General features: G+C 62.2%; 18 protein-coding genes and 1 tRNA gene. 6 read left to right on the forward strand and 13 right to left on the reverse strand.

The window, feature by feature from the left end; all coding sequences use genetic code 11:
* Positions 1-83: 83 nt before the first annotated feature.
* Positions 84-1,763 (reverse strand): TonB-dependent receptor, encoded by a 1,680-nt coding sequence (locus GGQ98_RS01395; RefSeq protein WP_184064006.1) that lies wholly within the window; start codon positions 1,761-1,763, stop codon positions 84-86.
* 757 nt (positions 1,764-2,520) lie between these two features.
* On the opposite strand from GGQ98_RS01395, the gene GGQ98_RS01400 reads away from it, so the two are divergent.
* Positions 2,521-2,988 (forward strand): GreA/GreB family elongation factor, encoded by a 468-nt coding sequence (locus GGQ98_RS01400; protein WP_184064009.1) that lies wholly within the window; start codon positions 2,521-2,523, stop codon positions 2,986-2,988.
* A gap of 169 nt (positions 2,989-3,157) precedes the next feature.
* Here GGQ98_RS01400 and GGQ98_RS01405 read toward each other — a convergent pair whose 3' ends face one another.
* The 8 genes from GGQ98_RS01405 to GGQ98_RS01440 all read right to left on the reverse strand — a co-directional run bounded on the left by GGQ98_RS01405 (position 3,158) and on the right by GGQ98_RS01440 (position 17,216).
* On the reverse strand, positions 3,158-5,404 hold the full coding sequence (locus tag GGQ98_RS01405) for a TonB-dependent receptor (protein ID WP_184064012.1): 2,247 nt from the start codon (positions 5,402-5,404) through the stop codon (positions 3,158-3,160).
* A gap of 210 nt (positions 5,405-5,614) precedes the next feature.
* Positions 5,615-7,189 carry a long-chain-fatty-acid--CoA ligase gene (locus tag GGQ98_RS01410; protein WP_184064015.1) on the reverse strand — a complete coding sequence of 525 codons (1,575 nt, stop codon included), beginning with the start codon at positions 7,187-7,189 and terminating at the stop codon, positions 5,615-5,617.
* Positions 7,186-7,845: a hypothetical protein gene (locus GGQ98_RS01415; protein WP_184064018.1), complete on the reverse strand. Its 660-nt coding sequence runs from the start codon at positions 7,843-7,845 to the stop codon at positions 7,186-7,188. Before GGQ98_RS01415 ends, GGQ98_RS01410 begins: the two co-directional genes overlap by 4 nt.
* On the reverse strand, positions 7,842-10,070 hold the full coding sequence (locus tag GGQ98_RS01420) for a hydantoinase B/oxoprolinase family protein (protein WP_184064021.1): 2,229 nt from the start codon (positions 10,068-10,070) through the stop codon (positions 7,842-7,844). The genes GGQ98_RS01415 and GGQ98_RS01420 overlap by 4 nt, the downstream gene beginning before the upstream one ends.
* Positions 10,067-12,223, reverse strand: a complete 2,157-nt coding sequence (locus GGQ98_RS01425; RefSeq protein ID WP_184064024.1) for a hydantoinase/oxoprolinase family protein — start codon at positions 12,221-12,223, stop codon at positions 10,067-10,069. Before GGQ98_RS01425 ends, GGQ98_RS01420 begins: the two co-directional genes overlap by 4 nt.
* A 3-nt stretch (positions 12,224-12,226) precedes the next feature.
* Complete coding sequence (locus GGQ98_RS01430) at positions 12,227-12,637, reverse strand: acetone carboxylase subunit gamma (protein WP_184064027.1); 411 nt, start codon at positions 12,635-12,637, stop codon at positions 12,227-12,229.
* Positions 12,638-12,643: 6 nt separating this feature from the next.
* Complete coding sequence (locus GGQ98_RS01435) at positions 12,644-14,506, reverse strand: hydantoinase/oxoprolinase family protein (protein ID WP_184064030.1); 1,863 nt, start codon at positions 14,504-14,506, stop codon at positions 12,644-12,646.
* Between the two features lie 106 nt (positions 14,507-14,612).
* Positions 14,613-17,216 carry a winged helix-turn-helix domain-containing protein gene (locus GGQ98_RS01440; protein WP_184064033.1) on the reverse strand — a complete coding sequence of 868 codons (2,604 nt, stop codon included), beginning with the start codon at positions 17,214-17,216 and terminating at the stop codon, positions 14,613-14,615.
* Between the two features lie 156 nt (positions 17,217-17,372).
* Between GGQ98_RS01440 and GGQ98_RS01445 the strand changes: the two genes are divergently transcribed.
* The 3 genes from GGQ98_RS01445 to GGQ98_RS01455 all read left to right on the forward strand — a co-directional run bounded on the left by GGQ98_RS01445 (position 17,373) and on the right by GGQ98_RS01455 (position 19,991).
* Positions 17,373-18,569, forward strand: coding sequence for a lipid-transfer protein (locus tag GGQ98_RS01445; RefSeq protein ID WP_341534102.1), 1,197 nt, complete (start codon positions 17,373-17,375; stop codon positions 18,567-18,569).
* A 22-nt stretch (positions 18,570-18,591) separates the two neighbouring features.
* Positions 18,592-19,605, forward strand: coding sequence for an NADP-dependent oxidoreductase (locus GGQ98_RS01450; protein ID WP_207791187.1), 1,014 nt, complete (start codon positions 18,592-18,594; stop codon positions 19,603-19,605).
* A gap of 309 nt (positions 19,606-19,914) precedes the next feature.
* Positions 19,915-19,991: transfer RNA gene (locus GGQ98_RS01455), tRNA-Arg, on the forward strand.
* A 389-nt stretch (positions 19,992-20,380) separates the two neighbouring features.
* Here the strand turns inward: GGQ98_RS01455 and GGQ98_RS18600 are convergent.
* The gene (locus GGQ98_RS18600; protein ID WP_279380203.1) at positions 20,381-20,506 is read right to left on the reverse strand and encodes a hypothetical protein; all 126 of its coding nucleotides are present in this window, start codon (positions 20,504-20,506) and stop codon (positions 20,381-20,383) included.
* 171 nt (positions 20,507-20,677) lie between these two features.
* Positions 20,678-21,589, reverse strand: a complete 912-nt coding sequence (locus tag GGQ98_RS01460; protein WP_243451618.1) for a LysR substrate-binding domain-containing protein — start codon at positions 21,587-21,589, stop codon at positions 20,678-20,680.
* Positions 21,590-21,651: 62 nt separating this feature from the next.
* Here GGQ98_RS01460 and GGQ98_RS01465 point away from each other — a divergent pair, with 62 nt between their 5' ends.
* Together GGQ98_RS01465 and GGQ98_RS01470 are read left to right on the forward strand one after the other, a co-directional pair.
* Positions 21,652-23,148: an NADP-dependent isocitrate dehydrogenase gene (locus tag GGQ98_RS01465; protein WP_207791188.1), complete on the forward strand. Its 1,497-nt coding sequence runs from the start codon at positions 21,652-21,654 to the stop codon at positions 23,146-23,148.
* A 51-nt stretch (positions 23,149-23,199) separates the two neighbouring features.
* Positions 23,200-24,531: a bifunctional folylpolyglutamate synthase/dihydrofolate synthase gene (locus GGQ98_RS01470; RefSeq protein ID WP_341534103.1), complete on the forward strand. Its 1,332-nt coding sequence runs from the start codon at positions 23,200-23,202 to the stop codon at positions 24,529-24,531.
* A 43-nt stretch (positions 24,532-24,574) separates the two neighbouring features.
* Here the strand turns inward: GGQ98_RS01470 and GGQ98_RS01475 are convergent, their stop codons facing one another.
* Positions 24,575-24,886, reverse strand: a complete 312-nt coding sequence (locus tag GGQ98_RS01475; RefSeq protein ID WP_184064039.1) for a P-II family nitrogen regulator — start codon at positions 24,884-24,886, stop codon at positions 24,575-24,577.
* 17 nt (positions 24,887-24,903) lie between these two features.
* Positions 24,904-25,899 (reverse strand): sodium-dependent bicarbonate transport family permease, encoded by a 996-nt coding sequence (locus GGQ98_RS01480; RefSeq protein WP_184064042.1) that lies wholly within the window; start codon positions 25,897-25,899, stop codon positions 24,904-24,906.
* Positions 25,900-26,021: the final 122 nt, after the last annotated feature.

Raw genomic sequence — 26,021 nt, forward strand, 5'->3', positions numbered from 1 at the left:
TCACCCCATATGAATATGTCTGCAAAATATGGTCCGAGCAGCCAAAACGGTTTATCAGAGAACCGCACCATCAAAACGAGGGACTAAACACCTAGCGCCGAGAACGGGCTGTTCAGCCCGCCGTTGCGGACGCCGCGCGCAACAGTGCCGTAAAACATGGCGCTGTCCGTCACGTCGAATTCAAATCCCGCACGCGGCAGGAACGTGCTGAGTTTGAAATCGAAGCTGACGCCGGGGCCGCCCGGCGCGGTCAACGCCTCGACATCGTTGGGAACCGGGAAATAGACCGGCGCAAAGATGTCGTCAGGATCGGTAAGGATGGGAGAAAAGATGCCGATCACATAGGATTCAACCAGCGTCGATGTCACCTTTTCGTTGACATAACGCGCGCCCGCGAAAACCCGGAAGCGTTCGCTGACGTCATAGTTGAGTTCGGCGAAGGCCGAGAACTGGCGGGTATCGGTTCGCGTGGTGGTCCGCTCGATTTCCGTCGTCCCGCTTTCCGTGATGTTGGCGTATCCCGGGCCCGATACGAGCGCCGTGCTGGTCGCTTTCGTATCCTGATAGAATGCGCCGGCGACAAAGTTCAGCGGCGATTCGAAGTCCGAAATGAAGCGGAACTCCTGCGAGACGCTCTTTTCCTTGCCCCGCGTCTGCGCGATCGCCGTCAGATCGGAAGACAGAAGGTTGCTCGCCGTGTTGAAGGGCGGGAACGCGTTGAAAAAGCCTGCGAACCCGTATGTGTAGGCGGAGCTGAATGTTTCCGCCTTGCGGTTGCGGTTGTAGAGGCCGGTGATCGACTCGACCGTCACGGGACCCGCATCATAGGAAATCTTGCCGCTGTAGAGCTCGAAATCATCCTCGTTGAGGCCATCGATGAGGCTGAGCGAAGGGGCAATCAGGTCTTCGGTGCCGACAGAGGAGCCGATCGTCGTCGGCTCGATGAAGTTGAGTTCGCCGATATCGTCGCGCCCGAAATGCGCGGAGAAGCGCATGCTCAGGTCGTCCGTCGGCTTGTAAAGAACGACCACGCGCCCACCGTAGGATTCGAACGAATTCATGTCCTTCTTGTTGAGGCCGACATTGTCGATATAGCCGTCGTCGTCGCGGTAAAAGCCGACGACACGCACGCCGAGCTTGCCCGGAACGAGGATGAAGCTCGTCGCGTTTTCAACGCGGTAGTTGAACCCGCCGCTCTTCGTCGCGCCGAGGCCGCCACTCCACATGCCTTCGGCCACCTTGCCGCTATCGAGATCCGGATCGGCCGAGAAGTACCGGATCGCGCCGCCCATCGCGCCTTCACCGAAATAGGTCGGCTGCGGTCCGCGCAGGATTTCCACTCGGTCGAAATCGAAGAAGTTGAAATCGCGCTGCGAGGCCGAGGCCGAGGCCACGGGAATGTCGTCCACCAGGATCGAAACCAGCGGCTGCAGCTGGTTTCCGGAAACCTGCGTGCTGTTCGTCACGCCGCGAATATTGATTTCATTGGTGTTGGGTCCGCGATCGAGAAGCTCGACGCCCGCCACACGGTTCGCAAGATCCTCGAAATCGACGATGCCGGAACGACGAAGCTCCCGCCCGTCGAGCGCAGCGACGCTGCCGCCGATGTTCTGGATGGATTCCTGGCGGAACCGCGCGGTGACGACAATCTCCTCGCGGTCGTTGGTTTCGATGACCGCATCCTGCGCCGCCGCGCCGCCCGCCCCGAACAGAAATGTCGATACGCCCGCGAAGAAGGACGCCTTTATTCCCCGTTTTGACAACACATTCATCTCCCTGCCTTGCGCGTCACCGCTTGATTTCGAGGTGATGACGATCACCCCTTTTCTGGTGAGGCGGGCGGAAAACCCTGTGCGTTGAAGCAGGATCGAGAGCGCTTCATCAACAGTATGCCGTCCCAGGACATGTGGAGTGTCCCGGACATCGGCCAGATCAGGAGGGTACAGAAGCTGCACACCGGTAACACGCACCAGTGACGACAACGCTTCCCCGAGAGTTTCCTCTTCGATGCGAATATCGAACGAGCGAACTTCCGGCAAAGCCTGAGCGCTCGCGACCGCAGCCACGTAGACGACGAATGCGCCGCCAAGCGTGAGCCGCCACCGCAAACTCAGCCCCTCCTTATTCCGACCGGACATAACGGCGCGTATCGGATTTCCACACCAGCCCTGCAAACGAAGACTGGCGAGGGATGAAAACCCGTAAAACAAACTTCAAAAAAAGTTCGCAAAATTTTCGCCTTTCCGAACTGCGCGCAAACGTGGCGCAAAGCCGGATAAAAGGGAAGGGACCACTCCTGATCTTCAGGGGCTTCTGGAGCCCATGACGATGGCATGGGACTGTCTGCCGTGAATAAGACCGAGCGTCACGCCGCATAGGACGGGCGAAAGAGCGATCCGGCTTCAACTCTGCGCCACCACTTGCGGGAGGCGCAGAGCTCACCTCGATCGCGCTTGGGCTTGCACTTATCGGCGGGACAGACGACATCGCGGACTGGATCGCCCCGGAGGAGAGCGGAGCATGAGTGTCGCCTTTCGTCGCGAAAGCGACGACGAACATCTCGAACCCAAGTTCGAGCTGCCGATCCCGCCGGGGCCGAACCTCGTGACCGTGCGCGGGCAGGCGCAGATACGTGCCCGAGTCACCGCGCTGGAAGCCGTGATGCAGGGCCTGAGCGACGAAGACGCGATCAAGGCGACACGGCGCGACCTGCGCTACTGGCGCAACCGGCAGGCCACCATGCAACTGATGGAAGACGCAGACGGCGCCTGCGTGGCCTTTGGCTCCACCGTCACCTTCCGGTTGAAAGGCGCTGAGCGCACCGTCACCATTGTCGGACACGATGAAGCAGACCCCGCCGCCGGGCTGCTCTCGTTCGCCGCGCCGCTCAGCCGCGCACTGATGGGCGCGGAGCCTGGAGACACGCTGGACTTCGCAAACGCAAGCGATGCCATCGTGGTCTCGATACACATCGCCGGGCGCTGCTGAACGTACTGGCGAGAAGAGGCGATGGTGCCGGGCCATGCGTCACGATCGGCGCGCGCTCGTTTGCCTCGGCGCCGCAGCTGCAGTCGGTTTCCTGCTTCCACAGCGTGTTGACAAGACAATGGCCAGCTCCGGCTCATGGGCGGAGCTGGCCACCTGCAATGTCCTGTCTTCAGAACCTGTATTCGAGGCTCAGACCATAGGTGCGCGGCATATTATACCACACATTCTGGTAACCGAAGAGGCCGACCTCCACGACGTCGATGATCGTCACTTCGTCAGTCAGATTTTTCACCCAGAAGCTGACCTCCAGCTTGTCGTCCATTCCGGTATAACCGATCGAGGCATTCAGGTTTTCCGTGCCGCCCTGGCTGCTCAGTTCCCGCAGCTCACGCTCGTCATAATAGCGGTGGCCGGAATAGGTGTAGTCGCCGCGCAACCAGAAGTCGCCCCTGCTCGTCGGCACGGTATATTTGCCGACGATATTGAACTGGCTGTTGGGCGCGCCGATCAGGCGATTTCCGCTCAGGTCTTCGGTGACGCCGCCGGTTTCGCGGATAAAGTCCTTATACTCGCTTTTGAGCAGGCCAATGCTGGCGCCGAGTTCAAGATTATTGACCGGCATGGCCTGCACTTCAAGCTCGATGCCCTTGATCGTTGCGTTGGAGGCATTCTCGATGAACTGCAGGCCGCCTGCGGTGAAGGTGAACACCTGCAGGTCGCTGTAGTCATAGAGGAATGCCGTTGCGTTGATGCGCAGGCGCCGGTCGAACAACGTCGATTTAATGCCGGCTTCGTAGCTGACGACCGTTTCCGGATTGAATATACGTTCCGCCCCGACGGGGTCGTTGAAGGCGCCGGTGTTGAAGCCCCCGCTGGTAAAGCCGCGGTTGACACTGGCGAACAGCAGCACGTCATCAGCAACTTCGTAGTCGATGGCGGCGCGGCCAGACCATTCTGTCCAGCTTTCTGAAAGCTGCAGATCGAACAGTGGGCCGGGGAATACGGAAACGCCCGCTGCCGTCGTTGCAAATGTGCGATGGTCGAGGTTGCGCTTTTCGTAATTGATGCGCCCGCCCAGCGTCAGGTTCAGGCGGTCGGTCAGCTCCAGGCTCCCTTGGACAAAGGCAGCAAACGTATTGGTTTTCTGCGTATAATATTGGTCGAATGCATCGAAACCGAGCGCGAAGCTGACAGAGGCCAGATTGTAGAAATTGTGCACTGTGCCTTTCTCGTGGAAGGCAAAGGCACCGACCAGCCAGCTGAAGCTGCTTTCGGTGGGTGAGCTGAGCCGCAGCTCCTGGGAGATGGACTCGAACGTCGAAGGCCCCCAGTTGATCGTGAAGATCGTGCTGGGTGCGCCATTGCCTTCCTGCAGCACATGCCGCTTGGATTTTTCATAACCGCTGACCGAGGTGAGCGTATAGCCATCGCCCAGTTCGAAATCGCTGACGAGCGAGACCCCCACCAGATCGACCTTGGCGAAGGTATCCCGCTCATATGTGTTCACATAAGGGTCCGGGTTCGGGTCCGCATAACCCAGTATATCAACACCGTTGCCGGCGATAATATCGTTTGCGGACATCTTCACGAAGTTGCCGAGCGCCAGTTGCGCGGGATCGAATATGCCGCGATGCACGCTGTTGTTGTGCGTGGAATCCGAGCTGCCGCCATGAATATTCAGCTTGATGTCGACGGCGTCGCTCGGCTGCCAGCGTAATATCGCGCGCGCGGCCCACTGGTCTGCATCGTTGACCTTCTTGCCGGTGCCCAGATCCTTCACATAGCCATCGCGTTTGGACCAGGTGCCGGCCACACGTGCGGAGAGCGTGTCGGAAAGGGGCAGGGTTGCCGCGCCTTCGAGTTCGTAGGCGTCATAATTGCCATAACCCGCGCGGACATAGCCCTCTGCATCGCGCCCCGGCAGCTTGGAATAGACCGAGATCGCGCCGCCCGTTGCGTTCTTCCCATAGAGCGTGCCCTGCGGGCCGCGCAGCACCTCGATCCGTTCCAGATCATACATCTGGAACAGCTGGCCGGACGGCGCCGAGAGATAGACCTGATCGAGATACACCGCGACCTTGCTTTCGGCGGTCTGGTTGAAGTTGTTGTTGCCGATGCCGCGCATGAAAATCTTGGGACTTGATGTGCCGCACAATGCGGAGATGTTCAGGTTCGGGACGGTCGAGGTCAAATCCTCGACATCCTTGAAGCCCGCTTCCTTGATGCGCTCAGAATCGAGCGCCGAAACCGCAAGCGGCACATCCTGCAATGATTCCCAGCGGCGCTGTGCGGTCACGACGATGTCGGCGATGCCGTCCACTTCCTGCGTTTCCGCCTGCTGCGCATGCACCGCCGGCGCCCCCAGCATCGCGGCGACCCCGCATCCGGCCAGAAAATAGGTTTTCATGCTATTCATGATTTTGTCACTCCCTCCCACATTTTCCTGTAGATCATCCCGTCTGCGCGGGCTTTTTGCGCACTTTTCGCGGGGGCATCTTTCGTGCCCCGTCTCGGCTGTTTCCGGCATAATCCTTGGTGCGCAATTCCCCCCACCCGAAAGGGTGGCAGCAGCCCGGCCTTGCCGCGTGCGCGCCAGAAAAAGCGGGGTAGCAAGCGAGGGCGTTCATCATCCCACCATCCGCTTTTCCCCGTTCCAATACGGTGCGCGCAGCACGTGCTTGAGCACCTTGCCGCTGGCGTTTCGGGGTAGCGCGTCTATCTGTTCGACCCGGCGGGGCACTTTGTATCCGCCCAGCTTCGTGCGGCAGAAGGCAATCACATCCTGCGAGGGCAGAGGCGTGTTGCCGGCGGTCACGATAAACGCCAGCAAGGCCTCGCCGTAGCGCACATCGGGCACCCCGATCACGGCGGCATCAATGATGTCGGGGTGGGCGAACAGCGCATTCTCGACTTCGCGCGGATAGATATTCTCCCCGCCGCTCACGACCATGTCCTTGATGCGGTCGCGGATGTAGAGATAGCCTTCCTCGTCCAGTTCTCCGGCATCGCCGGTGTGCGCCCATCCGTCCTTGAGAAAGGCCGCCGTGGCCTCCGGCAAATTCCAGTATCCCGGCACAATCTGCGGCCCGCGCGCAAGTATCTGCCCCACCGCGCCCGGGCCGGCAGGCTGGTCGTCGTCATCGGCAGTGATGATCTGCGATCCAGGCAAGGCCCGCCCGCATGAGAGCAGCAAGTGCTGTTCACCAGCCAGCGCCCGGCGATGCTCGTCCGCGCCCAGCAGGGTGAGGATCGCGGTCGTTTCGGTCATGCCATAGGCCTGATACATATCACAGCCGAACACTGTGACCGTGCGGCGCAGCACATCCTCCGCGATCGGCGATGCGCCATACATCAGGATCTTGAGATGCGACCAGTCGCGCTGCGCGATATCCTCCACCCCGGTGAGACATGCCTGGATCATGGCCGGGACAAGAAAGGTAAAACTCACCTTTTCGCGCTCCAGCGTATCCACGACACCGCGTGCATCGAAATCGCCCTTCAGGTGGATTGTCAGCCCGCGTGCGGTGCTGAAAGCGGCGATCCATACGGCTGCCGCATGATAGAGCGGCGTTACGACCAGCGCGCTTTCGCCGGTATCAGGCAGGCATGTAACCATCTGCAGGCACTGGCTGATATTCGCGGCATAGTTGGCATGGGTAACGACCACACCCTTGGGCAGGCCGGTCGTGCCGCTCGTGTACATCTGGTAGAATATGTCCTCGCCCGTTATGCCGCAGTCCACAGGCGTGTCCGGCTGCGCGGCCAGCCATGCGTCATATCGCGGCGCTCCTGCCGTCGCTCCGTCGAAGGAAATCAAAGCCGCGATTTCGGGTAGATCCCCAAGGATCTGCGCGACCGGGGCATCGTAACCCGGTCCGATGAACAGCGCCCTGGCGCGCGCATCTTTAAGGATGTGCAGCCATTCCACCGGCGCAAGCCGATAATTGAGGGGGACGGGCACTGCGCCGGTACGCGCGGCCGCCAGATACATCAGCCACATGTCCGCGCAGTTTTTCGCCACATAGCCGAAGCACTCGCCTTTGTGCAGACCTAGCCCCCGCAACCCGTTTGCAATGCGGTTCACCTCCATGCCTGCCTCTGCAAAGCTCAGGCTGCGCCGTTCATCAACGACGCAGGTCTGTCCGGGGCGCGACCGCACAAGGAAATCGAACATGTCGTGAAACAGCGGAGTCGCTATCATGGCGTGTCTCCCTGACGCGATGCCGCCAGTCGGGTCAGCGTCGCTTCGGGCTGCGCATCGGCTGGTATCACGGTGATGTTTTCCCGGTCATCCGCACCCTCGGGCAGTGCATCCCAGTCCGCTGTGGCAATATCCCTGCCGATCAGCCTGAGCGTAACGCCGGCATGTTCAGCGATGCGCAGCAGAGGCGAAACGCTGCCCAGTGCTTCGGCTTCCGGCTCGTCGAGAAGGATTGTGCCGCTGAGTGCGGCGCCTGCGATCTGCCGCAGAATATGCCCCAGAGCCGCGACAACGTCGTCGAGCGCGTCCTCATCCTCCAGCCCGCTGCCCAGCCGGGAAGGGCCGGGAAGGCGCGGCGCGCACAGCGGCGCCGCCGGGCTGTGCGCCAGCGTGGCCAGGCCTGTCGCCAGGCTCTGCGCAAATCCTGCCGATCCGACGAGACGGTCCAGTGCGCCTGCGCAGTCCATGGTGTCCCCGCTCCGGGGCAGCGAAGACATGAGCAGCGGCTCAACCGGCACCACCAACCGCCACGGCCGCAACAGGCCGGCCAGCTCGCCGTAAAACGGCCCCAGCGAGGAGGGGGTTCGCCATGGCTCATCCCCCCCGCGCAGAAGCTGCGCGCCATAATCATGCGCGTCCAGCCAGAGCCGCGTCACTTTGCTGCCCCTTTCAGCTCGGCAATCTGCTTCTCCAGCGCCTCGATCTTCACCTGCATCGGGTTGGGCATGACGACGGGCGAGTTGGCGTGCCCAGCCGGGAAGCAGCGGTCCGGGCCGCCGCCGTAGATCGTTCCCGGATCCCCCCAACTGCCATAATAGGGCAGGTTGGCCGGCGGCTCCGGCGTAACATGACGCGCACAAAACGCGTCATAACTCATCGCGCCCGCAAGCCTCTCCTGACGTACGGTATCGCGGGCCTGAGCGGTTGCCGCCTCATCCACAATGCGCGTCTGCCGATCGAATACGACGCGATAGATGCGCCAGGCGACATCCGGCGAGATCAGATCTTCCTCATAATCGCGCATCACGTCGGCCGGGTCGCGCTCCAGCGGGTCGCCAAAGCCGCCGCCCGCGCCCTGAGCGATCATATACAGCTCGCCGCGCGAGGCGAGCGCATAGGGGAGGGACATCGGATGCGTGCTATATTCCGCGTCGTCGAACGGGCGCTCGTTCATCATCTCCGCGATGGAAAAGCGGAACCGGCCTGGGTCCGTCTTCATCGCCTCGAACACATCGACGCCGCGTACCCGCGCCAGCGGGTAGGTGGGGCATCCGTAACCTCCGAACAGCCCCGGCACATTCGGGAATTTCGATCCGATGGCGGTCAGCATGAATCCCCAGGCAGGGCTGTCGCGCAGTGCGAGCATCATCTGATAGCCCATGCCGCCGCGCTGGCGGCCAAAGCCTTGATTGTCGCGCATCAGCTTCTTCGAAACGAGCTGCACGAAGGGCATTTCCTCCTCCATGAACTCCTGCTCGCCAAGATCGGCCATGGTGGCGAAGATCGGGGCGCAGCTGTGCTGGCCGTCCCTGTCGGCAAGCGCGCCGCCTCCCATGCCGTTGATATCGGCGCAGACATTGCCCACCATCTCGCCATGCTGGGTTATGCCGCCAAACAGGAAGGTGTTGATCATGCAATACCAGGGAGCGATCACCCGCGTATATTTGCTGGGCACGCTGTAGAGGAACTTCATCACCGAAACCTGGGCCACGCTCCAGGATGTGAACACGGACATCATGCACTGGGAAATCGGCGCGCTGGGCGCCGGACGCATGATCGAATGTTCGTCGAACAGGAACTTCACCGAATTGAGAACCGCCTGATTGCGAGGCAGATCGGGCCAGACATAGGCCAGCATCAGCTGCGAGAGCATCCCCTTGAGCGTGATGTCGAGCGTGTTGTTCGCACGGTTGGAAAATTCCGGCGATGACCCGCGATAATCGAAGGTAAGAGTCTCGCCCTTTTTCGTCACCGCGAGGTTGATCTTGATAAGCGCGTTTTCGCGCAGCGTGCCGTCCGTCCACCAGCTGTGCCGTGTGGTGCCGTCCGGCCATTCCATCAGGCGGCGGCGTACCTCGGCGTCTGTATCTTCAAGGTTGCGGCGCAGGCAGGAAACGACGGCTTCCAGGCCGAATTCGTGGATGGCTTCGTGAATGCGCTGCTCCAGCCGGCGGCAGGTATACATCTTCACCTTCATGTCGGCATATTGCAGCTTCGGCTCGCGCACCGAATTCTGCAGGAAGGTGACGATATCGCGCCGCAGCCTGTAGTTTTCAGCGACACGGAAAGGGGGCATCCTCAGCCCCTCATCCCAAACCTGTTCGGCGATGGAGGGCATGCCGCCCGGCTCGATCGCGCCGTTCTCGCCTTCATGCACGGTCGCGCCGACCCACGCGACATGTTCGCCTTCCCAGAATACCGGCATCATCAGCGACTGATCGGTATTGTGCGCCTGTCCATAATGGGCGTCGTTCACCAGAAAGGCGTCGCCCTCGCGGATACCGACACTGGGATCTTTCGCCCAGTATCTGTTGATGAACTTGATCGGATACTGCACGAGATTGACGAAGATCACGACGCCGCCGGTGCTGGCGAGGCTGAGGTCGCCGGCCGCTGTAAACATGGCGGAAACGCAGTCCCCCCATTTCGCGCCCGGCGCCGCGCCCATGTTCTCCAGCATCTCGAAGCTTTCATTGGCCCCGGCCATCAGCCGCTCGCGCACGATTGCAAGTCGGGCGGGGTCGCTCTCCTTCGCCATGCATCGCTCTTCCAGCGGCGTGCGCGGCGCAAAGCCATGATTGTTCATGATCTCCGGGTCGGGCGCGAGAAACAGCGTTGCGTCCTGAAGGAACTCGCTGACATTGGTGTTCACTGTGCTCATTGCGCGCCTCCTGAGCCGGGTTCATTGCGTTGCAGCCACCCCGCGCCATAGCGCCCGACGGACAGACGCCAGCCCGGTTCGACGAGGAACGTGGTCGATTGCGAAATCACGACGGCGGGGCCGGTCACGACCGCGCCCAGCGCCAGCTTTTCCAGTGTGTGGAATGCGGTCTCTATCGGGCCTTCCACCCCGACGAAGTGACAGGGGCGAACCGCCTCTGCTTCGGGCGCTCCATGCAGGCTGTCTTCTGGCGGCAGAATATCGGCAAACCGCAGCTTCGGCGTCGTGACATAGGAAGCCACGCGCACGGTATTGATACGGATTCCTGCCTCGGGCGACTGGCTGCCTTCGCCGTAGCGCTTGCCGTAATCCCGCCCGAACACGTCGATCAGCTCCAGCAGCTCGTCACTGTTGCCGATGCGGTTGCGCCCCACGACCACGGCGGTCTGCGCCAGCTGGTTGCCGTAGCGCATGTCGACTTCCAGCCGGTGCTCGATATCGGTTTCGGCAAAGCCCTGCCGCAGCAGGTCTGCCCGGCCCTTTGCCTCCAGCTCGGCGACAATCGCGTTGAAGCCCTCAAACCTGGAGAGAAGCGAGCGGGTCACGCTGTCGTAGATCTGAAGATACAGCGATTTCTCATGAATATGGAGCTGGTCCATATTGCCCGCCCCGACTGCCGAAAACACTGAGCTGAAGGGCGGCACCAGCACGCGCGTGATGCCGATGGCGCTCGCTATGCCGCATGCATGCAGCGCGCCGTTGCCGCCATAGGCCAGCATCGTGAACTGGCTCGGTTCATAGCCACGGGCGCGCAGCTCCTGCGCGATTCCGTTCGCCATGTCATTGTCGACCCGCTGCTTGACGAGTTTGGCGGCGGCAATCGTATCGGTGCCAAGCGCCTCGCCCAGAGTGCGGCGGATCACGCTGGCAGCGCGCTTTTCATTGAGAACGATACGGCCGCCGGCGTAATTGTCGGTGCGCAGATAGCCGAGCAAAAGGTCGGCATCCGTCACGCTCGCCTCGCGCCCGCCCTTGTCATAGCACGCGGGGCCAGGGTCCGATCCGGCGCTTTGCGGCCCGACCGCGACGGTCTGGCGCAGCCGGTCGAAGCGCGCGATCGAGCCTCCGCCCGCCCCCAGCGTGACGAGGTGGACCATCGGGATATTGACCATCCACCGCTCTATGACCGGGTTGTAATCGTAAAATTTGATCCCGCCCTCGACGACAAGACCGATGTCGAAGCTGGTGCCGCCCATGTCGGTGCACACGATATTGCCGAGGTCGGTTTCCGCGGCGAGATGCTCCGAAGCGGCGATCCCCGCGACCGGCCCGCTGTGGATCGTTTGCAGCGCATCGGTCGAGTTGAGCTGGGCCATGCCGCCGGAATTGTGCACCACCTGCATCGGGCGCTGATGCCCGTTTTCGCGCAGGTTCAGTTCCAGGCTCGAAAGGCCGAGATACATCGCCTTGTGCAGGAATGCATCGAGGATGGCGGAAGATGTGCGGGCATATTCGCCCTTCCGGCCCACCACCTTGTGCGCGAGGAGGATCGGCGCAGAGCCAAGCATGTGCTCGGGATATTCCTCGCGGATCACCTCCTCGACACGCAGCTCGTGTGCCGGATTGACCACCGAATTGACGAGGCTCACGACAAAGGCCTGCGCGCCGCGATCGACAAGACGGTGCACCTGCGCGCGCAGATCGTCCTCGTCGAGTGCCATGATGATTTCGCCGTTCTGGGCCATGCGTTCGCGCACGCCGGTGATGAGGGGAATCGGCACGATCGGCTCCGGCCTCTCCGCCATCGGCAGATCCTTGCGCATCCTTTCCGAAAGGCCCTCGCCATAGCCGCGCCCACGGCTCAGCGGCACCGTGCTCTCGAAACCTGCGGTCGTTATCAGGCCGACCACCGGGCCACGCCGTTCGATCAGGGCATTGGTGCCGAGCGTGGTGGCGTAGCGCACGCTGTCCACATCGGCCATCACATCCTCCAGGCTCAGGCCGAGCTGGCCATAGGCTTGCGTCAGTGAAGCGTTGAATCCCAGCGCCAGATTCTGATGCGTGGTCAGGGCTTTCGCGGCCACATACTTATCATCCCACACCAGAAAGCAGTCGGTGAAGGTGCCGCCTATATCCACGGAAACGCGCCGCATCGCTCAGTGCCCTCCCTTGTGATGGTGATGGGCCGGGGTGACGAAATCCGGCCCCAGAACGGGCGCGGTCAACGCTTCGCGCGCTGCCCACTGCGCTTTCAGCGCGTCAATGTCGAACTCGATATCGTGCACAGGCGGATGGCCCGGCGGCAGATATTCGGCCTCGGCCATATGGCCGCACTGCGGGCAATAATATTCGACAATGCTCAGCCACTGCGGGTCCGGCGCGAAGGTGAATTCATAGCGCTCCGGGTCGATGATCGGCGCGTGGATCTCGCTTGGGTCGTGCGGGCGCAGCACCATGAACCGCTTGTAATTCTCGCGCGCGGAGCCAAGCACTGCGCTGCAGGCGCGGCATTCCCATTGTTCACTGTCCAGGTCTATGACCAGAGCATCGGTGACATAGATTTTCATGATGCCTCAATCCTCGCGTTCGATCATCAGATCGGTGTTGCCGGTCATGGTGAAGCGCCAACCCGCGCGGACTTGACAGGTGAAGAACTGTTCCTCGACAAGGCATGGGCCAGGCGCGCTGTCGCCGGGCGTCATGTCCTCCACCCGGTAGAGCGGCATGCCGCCACGAGCGTCGCGGGTGCCCCATGCGGTCGCCGCGCGGATGGCCCCGTCGCTGATCGCGCCGAGCGAAGGTGAGGCCAAGGGCCGCACCACTTCCATTCCCAGCATGCCTTGGGCACTGTGCGGCACACTCTTGATCGGGCAGGCGCCGCCGTCCTTCAGCACCACGCTCCATTCAATGGTGCAATCGGCCAGATCGAAGCCCTCGCTATGCATCGCGCGTGCGGCGCGGCGCGTCAGGCTCTCCTGCGCCTGCCTGATCTGATCCGGCGCGAAGCCTGCCATTTCCATACGGTGCTCATGGCGGATCGGACTGAAGCCGATGCCAAAGGCGCTGAACACAGCGGCGTAGCGGGGAACAAGCACCTTCGAAATGCCCGCCCGCTCTGCGATGCCGCAGGCACTCATTGGCCCTGCGCCGCCAAACGCCAGCAATGCGCCGGCGCCGCTTTCGCCGCCCAGCTTGCCGACCGCGTCAGCAATCGCGCTGTCATACGCCGCTTCCGCCCTGTCGAGCGCGTCCTCCAGCGATATACTCAGTGGTTCGGCAATATGCTCGCGCACCGCCCGCTCGGCCCGCTCGCGGTCCAGCGTCATGCGCCCGCCGAAATAACTCGCCGGGTCGATAATGCCGAGCAGCAGCATCACATCCGTAATCGTCGCCTGCGTTCCGCCGCGCGCGAAGCAGGCGGGGCCGGGCAGCGCGCCCATGCTTTCCGGGCCGACGGCGATCGCACCGTCGCGTACCGCGAATATCGAGCCGCCGCCCGCCGCTATGCTCCGCACATCGGCGACGGGAAAGGCGATCGGCGCGGTTTCTACATAGCCTTGCGCGTGTTCGGCCACGCGGCCTCTCTCGAACAGGGCGAGGTCGGTCGTCGTACCGCCGATGTCGATGGAAACCACACGGTCCAGCCCGTAGTGCGCCGCCATGACGCCGCCGCCTTCCGCGCCGCCGCGCGGACCGGAGGAATAGGTATGCAGTGCGATCGTGCGCGCGACGCGGGTTGATCCGCCGTCGTTGCGAAAAATCAGCAGTGGATTGCGAATGCGCTGCTGGCGCAGCCTGTCCTCCGCATGATGCAGAAATTGTTCCATGGACGGATGCAGGAACGCATTGAGCAGACTGGACCAGCCACGGCGGTCGAAATCCGCCCCGGGCGCCAGCTCGGTTGAAAACAGCAACGGCACGGCGCCGAGCAGATGCCGCGGGAAGGCCCCGTAAAGCAGACGGCGCAGGCGCATCTCGCCATCGGGCGCATCAGCGCCGTCAAGACAGATCACCAGCCGGCTCGCCCCGTCCGCCACCAGAGCACGCACCGCCTGTATGATCGCATGATCATCGCGACGGTTCAGCGCGGCCATTCGCGTACCGACCAGCGTGTCATATAAATCCGGCGAAGCGGCGCGCAGGCCGATAGCGTCCACTTCCATCTGCACCAGCAGGCCCAGGCGCGGCCCCCTGCGCTGCGCGATGGCGTTGGTGCCTTGAGTCGTCGAATAGCGCAGATGGTCGATTGACGAGACCAGCTTCAGCAGGTCGCCCTGCGCGTCGGTTTTTTCCGCAAGTGCAGCCAGCCCCGTCATCAGACATTCGGTCAGGTCGTGCGGCGTGGTCAGCGTCTTGGCGTGATAGATTTTCTCGCCATCGAAGGCGCAGATATCGGTCAGAGTCCCGCCGTTGTCGATATTGACCAGCAGGCCCATGGCATCATCCTCCCCTCGGCGGGTTTCCTACCCGCAGTGTGTCGATGATGCTGTGCTTGGAATCGCTTCCGGTGCTTCTGCCCACCCGGACGGGTAGGGGTGGGGATTATTGTTTGATCAGGCGGAAATGCCGTGCGGCCTGCACCGCCTGCATCCTGTTGCTGACGTTCAGCTTTGCGTAGATGTTGCGCAGGTGGAACTTGATCGTGTTTTCCGAAACGGCCAGCCGGTCGGACAGGTCGGTATTGCTGTGGCCCAGAGCCAGAAAGCGCAGCAGGTCCTGCTCGCGCGGGGTCAGCGTTTCGATCGGCTGGTCGGGCGCGCCGCCGCTTTCCTCAGGCGCGGGTTTCTTGATATCCACGAGCCTGCGAACCCAATCCGCTACCGGATCTTCGGCCCATTTGACATTCTGCGCCAGATTTTCGGCCGCCAGTTCGTTGAGCAGGCGCATCGCTGCCGGGCCTTCATCAAGAATAACCCGCATCATGCCGCCGCTCGCCGCGTGGCTTGCCGCTTCCATGATCGTGCGCCGGGCAAGCGGCTGATTGCCTTCCTTTTCGAGGCATATCGCAAGCAGTGTTTTGAGCCTGGCCAGCCGCCGGATGCGTCGCCGCACCCCTGCTATGCGGATTTCTCCCTGCAAGCCTGCCCGCGCTTCGGCATGGCGTCCGCTATGCACCAGCAGGCGCAGATAGGTGATCCGCTGCACCTCTGTCTCGCCGCTGGCGAAGATGAGCTGCCCTTCGGTGGAAAGGCGCGCCTCCGTGCCAACCGCGCGCATACGCCGCTCCGCCGCCTCAGTATCGCCCGCCAGCGTCGCCTCGCGCACCAGTTCCGCCCGCCCGCAGGCGACCAGCCGCTCAAGGCCATATTTGTGCCCTGCCGTTATCAGGCTCTCGTAAAGCTCATGTGCTTTGACCGCATCACCCTCCAGCGCGGCGATCCGCGCGAGCGCGACTGTGCTCAGGCATAGCGGATCGACGATGCACTGTTGCTGGATGAACGGGAGATATTTCTCGATGACCGTGCGCGCCTCCGCCAGCCGGTTCATCTCGTAGCGGGCATCGCCCAGATGGGCGGCGATGACGGCGCCCGCCCATGTCCCGCTTGGGGCTTCCTGCTCTACCCTCTGCAATGAGCGCGACAGCAGCGCGCAGCTTTCTTCGGCCAGCCCCTGCGACATTTTGGTGCTGGCCAATATCGATTCGGCGTAGCTGCCGCCGAAATAATTTTCGGCCTGTTCATGCAGCGGGCGCGCGCGCAGCATCAAATCGGCAGCCTCCGTGAACTGGCTTTGTGCCGTCAGCCAGAACGCATAGGCGTTCAAGGCAACGCCATGGAAAAACGGCCTGTCCGGCCCCAGCCATTTGGCGGCGTCGCGTGCGCGGGCGCCCATATCTTCGACATGATCCTCGGCGGCGAGGATATAGCACCGCTGCACTTCCCGTTCGGCCTGAACCTCTGGCGGCACATCCGGCTCGTGCCGCTGTATCCAGTCGAGCAGATGATGCGCCCGCCCGAAATTGCGGCGAAAGCCATAGGCGATGATCGCATGTGAAACGAGCGAGGGGCGAGCGAGGAAAATTTCCGGCTCCAGCCGCTCGATCAGCGACAGCAGCAGACCCAGCCGCTCCTCGCTGACCAGCCGCCGGGCGATGGCGCTCAGCAGATCAGCGGCCTCCGCCTGGGCATCGGCGGCAAGATAATGATCGACAGCCGCTTCCGTCATGGCGTTGGCGGCAAACCAGTCGGCGATCAGGCGGTGGCGCTGCGCCAATTCTCCGGTCGAGACGTTGCCGCGATAACGCGCGCGCAGAAAATCACCGAACAATGGGTGGAACCTGTACCAGTGCCGGTCGCCATCCACCGGATCGAGAAAAAGCCCGGCCGCCCATAGCGCATCGAGCGGCAGCTCCTCTTCGGCATCGACCATGATATGGGTGAGCAGGGACGCGCTGATACGGTCGGGCAGGCACGCATCGAGCAGCAGGCGCTGCACCTTTTCTGACTGGAGAGCGAAAACCTCCTGCGCAAGATATTCCACCATGTCCTTCGCCATCGCGCGGCCCAGCGCGTCGCTCGGCGGGCACCCCGGCGATTGCAGCGCCAGGCTGATGAACTGGAATGCCGCAGGCCACCCATCCAGGCGGCTGTGCAGCCTGCGCACTTCCTCCGCGCCCAGGCCGGGGCGCTCGGCGAAGAACAGGTGCGCTTCACCCAGATCGAAGCGCAGGTCAACGCTCCCCAGCACCACCGCCCGCCCGCTCAGCTTCAGGCGCGCCGCAGCCAGATCGGGCATGATCCGCGATGCAATGGCGATGCGAATGCCTGGCGGCAACGTCTCGATCAGCCGGGCGAGGAATGTATCCGTTTCCGCCCCGGCGAAATGATCATATTCATCGAGCAGGAACAGCGCCGGGCCTTTTATCGCACCCAGCAGCGCGGGCAGATCGCGAGTCGGCGGGGCAGTGTCCCCTTCCTGCAACAGGCGTTCACAGGCTGCGGAAAACAGCTGCACGAGACGAGAGATATCCGCATCCTGCGACATCGGCGTGATCCACCCGACCTTGCCGCCCGCTTCCAGTTCCTGCTGAGCGAGTTGGCGCAGCAGGGTGGATTTCCCATATCCGGCCGGCGCATGGACCAGCACGAGCTGCGCCTGCGCTGCGCCGCTGATGCGCTCGAGCAGCTTTTCCCGTCGCAGATCCACTCTTGTCCTCTCCGACACGCGGTTCCTCGACACCTGATTGGGTAGGGTTTGCCTCACGGTAAAGACATTTCCGCTTGTGCGCCCTTCTTTGCCCCACCCTTTCGGGTGGGCACCCCTCCCCTCGCCTTCCTCATGAAGCCGGCAAGGGAGGCGTCCGTGACAAGAAGCAGCATCATCGTAGCGGGAACGGGCATGACGCCCTTTCGTTCGCCCGCCAATTCGCCGGACTATGTGAAACTGGCCGAGGCGGCCGTCAGTGAGGCGCTGAAGGAAGCCGGGCTGAGCTATGGTGACCTCGATCAGGCCTATGCCGGTTATGTCTATGGCGACAGCACTTCGGGACAGGCCGCCCTCTATCCGGCCGGATTGACGGCGATCCCGATATTCAACGTCAACAACAATTGCGCGACCGGGTCTTCGGCGCTGTTTCTGGCGCGGCAGTCGATAGTGTCCGGAGCCGCCGAGTGTGTCCTCGCTCTCGGATTTGAGCAGATGCGTCGGGGGGCTCTTCAATCTCAGTGGAATGATCGCACCGATCCGCTTGAAAAATTGCTGTCCGTAATCGACAGCCGCTTCGGTCCTTCCGATGCGCCCATGGCGCTGCGCCTGTTCGGAGGCGCAGCGCTTGATTATCAGGAACGCCATGGAACCCCGGATGATGTCTTTGCCGCGATCGTGTGCAAGGCCCGTCGCCATGCGGCCGGCAACCCGCTGGCTTTATTCCGGGAACCGCTCAGCATCGAAGAGGTTCTGGCGGCTCCACGTCTTTATGGTCCCCTTACGCGCTTGCAATGCTGTCCGCCCACCTGCGGAGCAGCGGCCGCGATCTTGTGTTCGCCGGATTTTGCGCGGCGGCACGGAATAGCGGACGATGTGAGAATCGCGGCTCAAGCCGTCACAACTGACGCTGCGGACAGCTTTGTGGGCGATGACCTCGGCGCGACCGTCGGAACGGGCATGACCAGGCGCGCGGCGCTTCAGGTTTATGAGTCGCGGGCGATAGGCCCCGAGGATGTGGACGTTGTCGAATTGCATGATTGCTTCACCAGCAACGAAGTGCTGAGCTACGAGGCGCTGGGGCTGGTGCCTGAAGGCGGAGCTGAACGTTTCATCCGCGATGGCGATAACAGCTATGGCGGCAAGGTGGTCGTCAATCCATCCGGCGGGCTTCTCGCCAAGGGGCATCCACTGGGTGCAACCGGGCTCGCACAATGTCATGAACTTTTCGGCCAGTTGCGTGGTTCGGCGGGTGCCCGGCAGGTGGACGGTGCTCGTCTGGCGCTCGCACATAATATCGGCCTGGGCGGCGCCTGTGTCGTGACATTGTATGAAAGCATGGCTGGCCGCGTGTGAAGTCCATCCAAAGGGAGGGAATATGAATCGGCAATTGATGGCACAGCGCTGGTATTTCCGGCAGCAACCCGCGGAGAAGGTTGATAGCCATACCTTTGAATGGCGCGAAGATCCCGTGCCTGATCTCGCGGAGGGCGAGTTCCTGCTGAAAACGCTGTATCTCTCGCTCGATGCGACCAACCGCGTGTGGATCAGCAACTGGGATATTTACATGGAGCCGGTGCATATCGGCGATCCCATGCGCGGCTTCGTGTTTGGCGAAGTCATCGCCAGCCGCCACCCCGACTATCCCGTGGGCTGCCATGCCAGCGGCCTGCATAGCTGGTCCAGCCTGATCGTCAGCGACGGCACCGGTTTTTCTCCTTTTCCCGCGCTCGGCGGCGTAGACTTGGCCGAGGCATTCGCCGCCATGAGCATTGCAGGGCCGACCGCGCATGTGGGTCTGCACCATATCGGCGCTCTGAAATCGGGCGATACCGTGGTGGTGAGCGGCGCTGCCGGTGCAGTGGGCATGATGGTGGGCCAGATCGCGCGCATCGCCGGGGCGCGGGTGATCGGCATTGCCGGCTCAGCCGCGAAATGCGCGCTGCTGCGGGATGACTTGGGCTTCGACGAAGCCATAGATTATCGCGCCGAGAACGTGAGCGAGCGGCTGGGGCAGCTATGCCCTGACGGCATTGATCTGTGCTTTGAAAACGTCGGCGGCGATAGTCTCGATGCTTCGTTGACGCACATGAAGGACTTTGGGCGGGTCGTGGTTTGCGGTCTTATCTCGACCTACAACAGCCGCGAGCCCGTGCCCGGCCCTTACATGTTCCGCAACGTCATCATGCGCCGCCTCACGATGCGGGGCTTTGTGATCCTTGACCATGTGGATCTCATTCCTGCCGCGCTGCACGATCTTGCCGGCTGGTTGCGCGAAGGCCGGATCAAAATGCCGGTGCACATGATCGAAGGGCTGGAGAACGCACCCGATGCGCTCAACCTCCTCTATACTGGCGGCAATACCGGGAAGCTGCTCGTCCGGGTCGCCTGATCGACGCCGGAGCACGCGCTAGCTTTGCCCTCCGAAGGCAGAGGTCGTGAGTTCGAATCTCGCCGGGTGCGCCATTTTCTCTCATATTTCCGGGCACTTAACAAGATCGTTTTTCGTTCTCGTGGCGCTCGAAATACTCGCGGAAGCACTACGGAAGCAGTTCGACGCGTACTGTGGCGTGGCACATCGCAGTGCTTCGTAGCGAGCGTGCGCTCGCGCAATGCATGCATAGGAATCGCGTGCGGCGAAATCGATCGAGCGCGCATTCGGTTGACCGATCGAACGTCGCTACGCTACTTAGCAATTGATGCACCCGTAGCTCAGCTGGATAGAGCGCCACCCTCCGAAGGTGGAGGCCGCACGTTCGAATCGTGCCGGGTGCGCCACCTACGCCAGGCTGCGACCGCTAACCCTACGATGCGATGCCATACGCATGTGCATCCGATCGTCCTCCCAGTCACCGAGCGCGTGCCCGGGCTACCCTGCGAATGGTGCGGCGAGCCGATCCAGGTGATCAAGGCGGAGGGTCTTGAGCTGCGTCACGTGTGGACATCGCATCGAGCGGGCGGTTGCAGAACGTCCCACGGCCGATCCTGGACTGTGCAACCAGTGCAATCCTTGACCTTGGCGCAGGATACGCTTTTGGCGGCCGCTCTTGCTATCGGTCGCGACGAACTACTGGACGCTCAGGCCGCACCTAATGGCAACGAGAAACTTCTCGATCAACGACGAAGGCCGTTGTCAAACGGCATCTGCCAAGGGTCGAGGCGGGGTCCTATTGCTGCGGCGCGGGTTGCGGTGAGCCGCCGAAGCCGAACCAGCCGGTGGCATAGCCGATCACGATCAACACCACGGCTAAGGCGACCAAACCTAACCAGAGCTTGCTGTCCGAGAAATTCATCGTTGCCTCCTCCCCGCCCGTCGCGAGATTGGGGCAGATACCGATCTACGCTTCAGCGCAGCGGATCACCCCGAATGCACAGTAGCCCAAGCGCGGACTCTTGAGAAGTCGATCAGCGAAACCATGACATCGAGCTACGGGCGCGACGCGGGATCGAAATGGAAGCGCGGGTCAATGTTCAAGCTCTCGAACGATCGTGTCTCGTAGCCGGGCAGCAGCGGGGCTTAAGTCAGGCGCCTCGATCAGCGCCATCTCCGTGTCCTTCAGGTCGGGAAGTCCAAGAGCTTCATCGTTGAGAATGGTAAGATCAGTTGGAACCATCTCCTTTGGCAGCACGGTGATGCCGAGGCCCGCACGAACGGCTGCGTGCGTGCCGGCCAGGGAGCCGCACGTATAGGCGACACGCCAAAGGCGCCCCATCGTGTCGAGCGAATCGGTTGCCCTCTTGCGGTAGACGCACGGCCGCGGCGAGACGATGAGCGGAAGCGGGCCCTCTGTCTCTGCGATCTGCCGGTCGGCGGCGACCCAGACCAGCGGCTCCCGCCACACGCGGATGCCGCCCATCGCGCCTGAAGGCTCCCGCTTGACCAGTGCGATGTCGAGGCCGCCAGCTCGGAAGCGCTCAAACACCTCGAGCGTCAGCTCGCAGGTCACTTCCAGGGCAACCCTGGGATGGGCGCGCGCGAACTTGGCCAGCACGCTCGGCAGGTGGCTGGTCGCGAAGTCCTCCGGTGCCCCGAGGCGAACGACGCCCGAAAGTTCGCGCTCGGTAAAGCGCCCGACCAGCTCGTCGTTCAGGCGCAGCAGACGTCGCGCGTGGTCGAGCAGCAGCTCTCCTTCGCTCGTCAGCGAGAGGTGCCGCGGCGTCCGTTCGAGCAGCTTCGCCCCGAGGCTGTCCTCCAAGCGCTTCATTTGCAGCGAGATGGCCGATTGGCCGCGCCGCAGGCGCTCGGCGGCCCGCGAGAACCCTCCGCATTCCACAACGGTCACGAAAGCACGCAAGAGGTCGGGATGGATATTCATGCACGCATCCATGCTGTCATTGACGATCGCAATCTTAGAGTCGAGAACAATCAATTTCAACAATTCATCCTTGGCCCCTATCCTGCCCCCGTTCAGAGACGCACTAATTAGGAGGATCGATGATGAGCACTCGGCTCATGTCGGAAGGCCTTACCGACTTGGAGAACCCGTCCGGGAGGCGTGGCACCGTTCCGGTCACAGTCGCCTTCGGCGACGGCATCGGGCCGGAGATAATGAAAGCCAGTCTCAAGGTCCTGGTTCAGGCCGGGGCGGACATCGCCATCGAACCGATCGATATCGGAGAGCGCCTCTATCTTTCAGGCAACACCTCCGGGATCGGACCGGAAGCCTGGGATAGCCTGCGGCGCACCAGGGTCTTCTACAAGGCGCCGATCACGACGCCGCAGGGCGGCGGCTACAAGAGCCTCAATGTGACGGTGCGCAAGACCCTCGGCCTGTTCGCCAACGTCCGGCCCTGCGTCGCCTATCAACCCTTTATCGCGACGAAGCATCCCGGCATGGATGTGGTCATCATTCGCGAGAATGAGGAGGATCTATATGCGGGCATCGAGCATCGGCAGACCGACGAAGTCTACCAGTGCCTGAAGCTGATCTCGCGGCCGGGTTGCGAGAAGATCGTCCGGTACGCTTTCGAGTACGCGCGCGCGCACGGCCGCCGGAAGGTCACCTGCTTCACGAAAGACAACATCATGAAGATGACCGACGGCCTGTTCCACACGGTCTTCGACGAAATCGCCGCTGACTATCCCGGCATCGAGAACGAGCACTGGATCGTCGACATCGGCGCAGCGAAGCTGGCCGATACGCCGCAGGCCTTCGACCTGATCGTGATGCCTAATCTCTATGGCGATGTGCTGAGCGACGTAGCTGCCCAGATCGCAGGCTCCGTCGGCCTCGCGCCGTCGGCCAATATCGGCGAGCAATGCGCCATGTTTGAAGCGATCCACGGCAGCGCACCGCGGCGAGCCGGCCAGGATGTGGCCAACCCCTCTGGCCTTCTCTTAGCCGGTGTCATGATGCTGGCGCATATCGGCCAACCCAAGGTCGCCAGGCGCGTGCACAATGCCTGGCTCAAGACGATCGAGGACGGCATTCATACCTATGATGTTTTCAAGGAAGGCATATCCAAGCAGAAGGTCGGCACAGCCGCCTTTGCCGATGCTGTGATCGAGCGGCTTGACCAGACGCCGAAGACGTTGTGTGTCGCGCATGGCGCTGCGTCAAAGCCTTTCGCCGTGCCGCAGGCCCGGCCAACGAAGCCGGCTAAGAAGGAATTGGTCGGGATCGACGTCTTCGTCCATGCAACCAAGCCCGTGGACGAACTCGCCCGCGAAATGCAGGCGGCGGCCAACGAATTGTTCGCGCTCACCATGATTACAAATCGGGGCGTCAAGGTCTGGCCGGATGGTCTGCCGGAGACCTTCTGCACCGACCACTGGCGCTGCCGGTATCTCGCGCGGCCGGGCAAGCAATTCAACAAAGCGATGATCGTGGAACTGCTCAAGAATCTCACCTACACGGGTGTCGACTTCATCAAGACCGAGCATCTTTACAACTTTGATGGGGAGCCAGGTTTCTCACTTGGTCAAGGTCAATGAAGAATTCGCTAGGCTCAGGACCTGTTAATTGGCGGGCGAATGTGAGTCAGAGTGGTTCCAGTTGATATCGTCCTTGCGCGCCTGCTCGCGCTCCATCCCAAGCGGATCGATCTCTCGCTCGACCGCATGTGGCGCGTTCTCGATCGGCTGAACCATCCTGAGCGCCGCCTGCCTCCGGTGATTCATGTTGCCGGCACCAATGGCAAGGGTTCGACGGTCGCCTTTCTGCGTGCGATCCTGGAAGCGGCCGGGTTCGGCGTGCATGTTTACACCTCGCCACATCTGGTTCGCTTCAACGAGCGTATCCGTCTTGCACGGCCGGGTGGCAGCGTGCTGGTTGAGGATGACGAATTGGTGGATGCCCTTGCGACCTGCGAGCGCCTGAATGCCGGCGATCCGATCACGTTCTTTGAAATCACCACGGCGGCGGCTTTTCTGCTGTTTGCGCGCCATCCCGCGGATGTGCTCTTGCTTGAGGTTGGCCTCGGCGGACGGCTCGACGCGACGAATGTGGTGGACCGCCCGATTGCGACGGTGATCACTTCTGTCTCGCATGACCATCACGAATTTCTGGGCGATACGATCGAGCTGATCGCAGCGGAGAAAGCGGGCATTCTCAAACGCGGTGTGCCGGCGATAATCGCACCGCAGTCGCAGCAGGCGCTCTCGGTGATCGAGCGACACGCCGAGCGTCTCCGCGCGCCGCTGCGGATTGGTGGCAAGCACTGGAGTGCGACGCCTGATCGCGACCGCATGGTCTTTCGGGACGGTAACGGAGTCATGGAGCTGCCTGCGCCGCGTCTGTTTGGCCGTCATCAGCTCGATAACGCAGGCACGGCGATAGCAACGCTGCGCTGCATTCATGCGCTGAGGATTCCGGACACGGCCATTGAGCAGGGACTCACCAGCGTCGAATGGCCTGCTCGCATGCAGCGTCTCGCCCGCGGCCGGCTCGCAGAACTCGCGCCTGAAGGCGCTGAACTATGGCTGGATGGCGGCCACAACCCTGACGGCGGCCTTGCGGTGGCGAACGCTCTGGCCGATCTTGATAGGCGCGATGCGCGGCCGCTCATACTCATCGTCGGCATGCTCGCGAACAAGGACTGCCAAGGCTTTCTCATGAAGTTCGCCGGGCTCGCCCGCGCCGTCATCGCAGTGCCAGTCCGGCAGGACACGGCTTTGCCAAGCGAGGAGATCGTACAAATTGCCCGCCGCATCGGCATTCCGGCGGAGAACTGTGACAGTGTAGGTGAGGCGCTCGCCGCCGCCACTTCTCTTGGCCTCGATCCGGCACCGCGAATCCTCATCACGGGTTCGCTCTATCTTGCCGGAGAGGTGCTTGCCGCGAACGGCCTACCCTGTTTGATCCATCCACTTGAGTGATCAAACGTGGCGCATTTGGAAGGGATGCCCCGCAACTGCTTGCTTAGAAATGCTCGTCGCGAATAACCTCGACGTCGGAAACCACCACGATCCCGGCGTAGTTTTCGAGGAGCGGCTGCGACTGTTCGACGATCAGATTCGCGATCTCTTCGGCAGCGATCACGATGATGAGCATGTTGCGGAACACGTCCGAGAGATGTCCTTCATCCCGGACGCCGCGGTTGCCGCGGCCGGAGACGTCGGGCACGATGGTGTAGCCCTTGGCGCCGACCGCCTGGATCATCTCAATGATCGCGCGGGCGCGGGCGGCCTCAACTACAATATCGATTCTCTTCTTTCGGTAGAGCTGGACCATGGGATACTTCCTTTGCGTCACATGCCTGCGATCCATTGCGCGGCTGCATGATAGAGCGGAATGCCAACGATCAGATTGAACGGGAAGGTTATGGCCAGCGACAGCGGGACATAAATTGCCGGATTGGCCTGAGGTAGTGAGACGCGCATCGCCGCGGGAACCACGATATAGGAAGCGCTTGCGGCGAGCACGGCGACAAGCGTCATGCCGCCGAGAGACAGGCCGATGGCGTAAGCTGCCAACAGCCCGATCATGCCCCCGATCAGGGGCATGTAGATGCCGAACGCCACGACCGGCCAGCCCACCGCTCTGAAGTCGTGCAGCCGGCGGCCGACAAGCAGGCCCATGTCGAGAAGGAAGACCGCAAGCACGGCTTTGAAGGGATCCACGACCGCCGGCGCCATCACGGTCATGCCATTGTCACCTGTGATCCAGCCGATCGCGAAACTGCCGCCGAGCAACACGACGCCGCCATTCAGGAACACCTCCCGGGCGACCTCTCTTGAAAGGAAAGGCGAGCGGGACGCGGTCGGTCCGGCGGGCTTAGAGCGACGCGCAAGAAGCAGCCCGGTCACGATGGCCGGCGTCTCCATAAGGGCGAGCATCGCCACCACATAGCCCTCGTAAGGTATGGCCCGGTATCCCAGAAAGCCGGTCGCCGCAACAAACGTCACGATGCTGACGGAACCGTAGTGCGCCGCGACTGCGGCTGCGTTCGGCACATCGAGTCGCGTGGCGGTGCGGAGTAAGGCATAAGCAAGCACGGGCAGACTGAAACTGAGTGCGAGCGCCAAGACCAGCGCGACCGCGATCGTACCGGCGACACCATTCGAGGCGAGCTCTACGCCACCCTTGAAGCCGATGGCCAGCATCAGATAGAGCGACAGACCCTTGCTGATCGCCTCGGGGATGGCGAGATCGGATTTGAGCCAGCCGGCGGCGACACCCAGGCCGAAGAACAGCACCATCGGTGACAGGAGGTTGCCGATGGCAAGCTGGAGCAACGTATCCACAAGGACTCTTCCTATTGTATGCTGGGCAAGATGTGAGAAAGGAATTCAAGGTGCTCAGTCGCGTTCGCTTAGTCCAGCGAGCACGGCCCACGCTCCAGTTGCTGTGGTCCACGTCATTGCTT

Source organism: Sphingosinicella soli (genome assembly GCF_014199685.1).
GTDB lineage: Bacteria > Pseudomonadota > Alphaproteobacteria > Sphingomonadales > Sphingomonadaceae > Sphingosinicella > Sphingosinicella soli.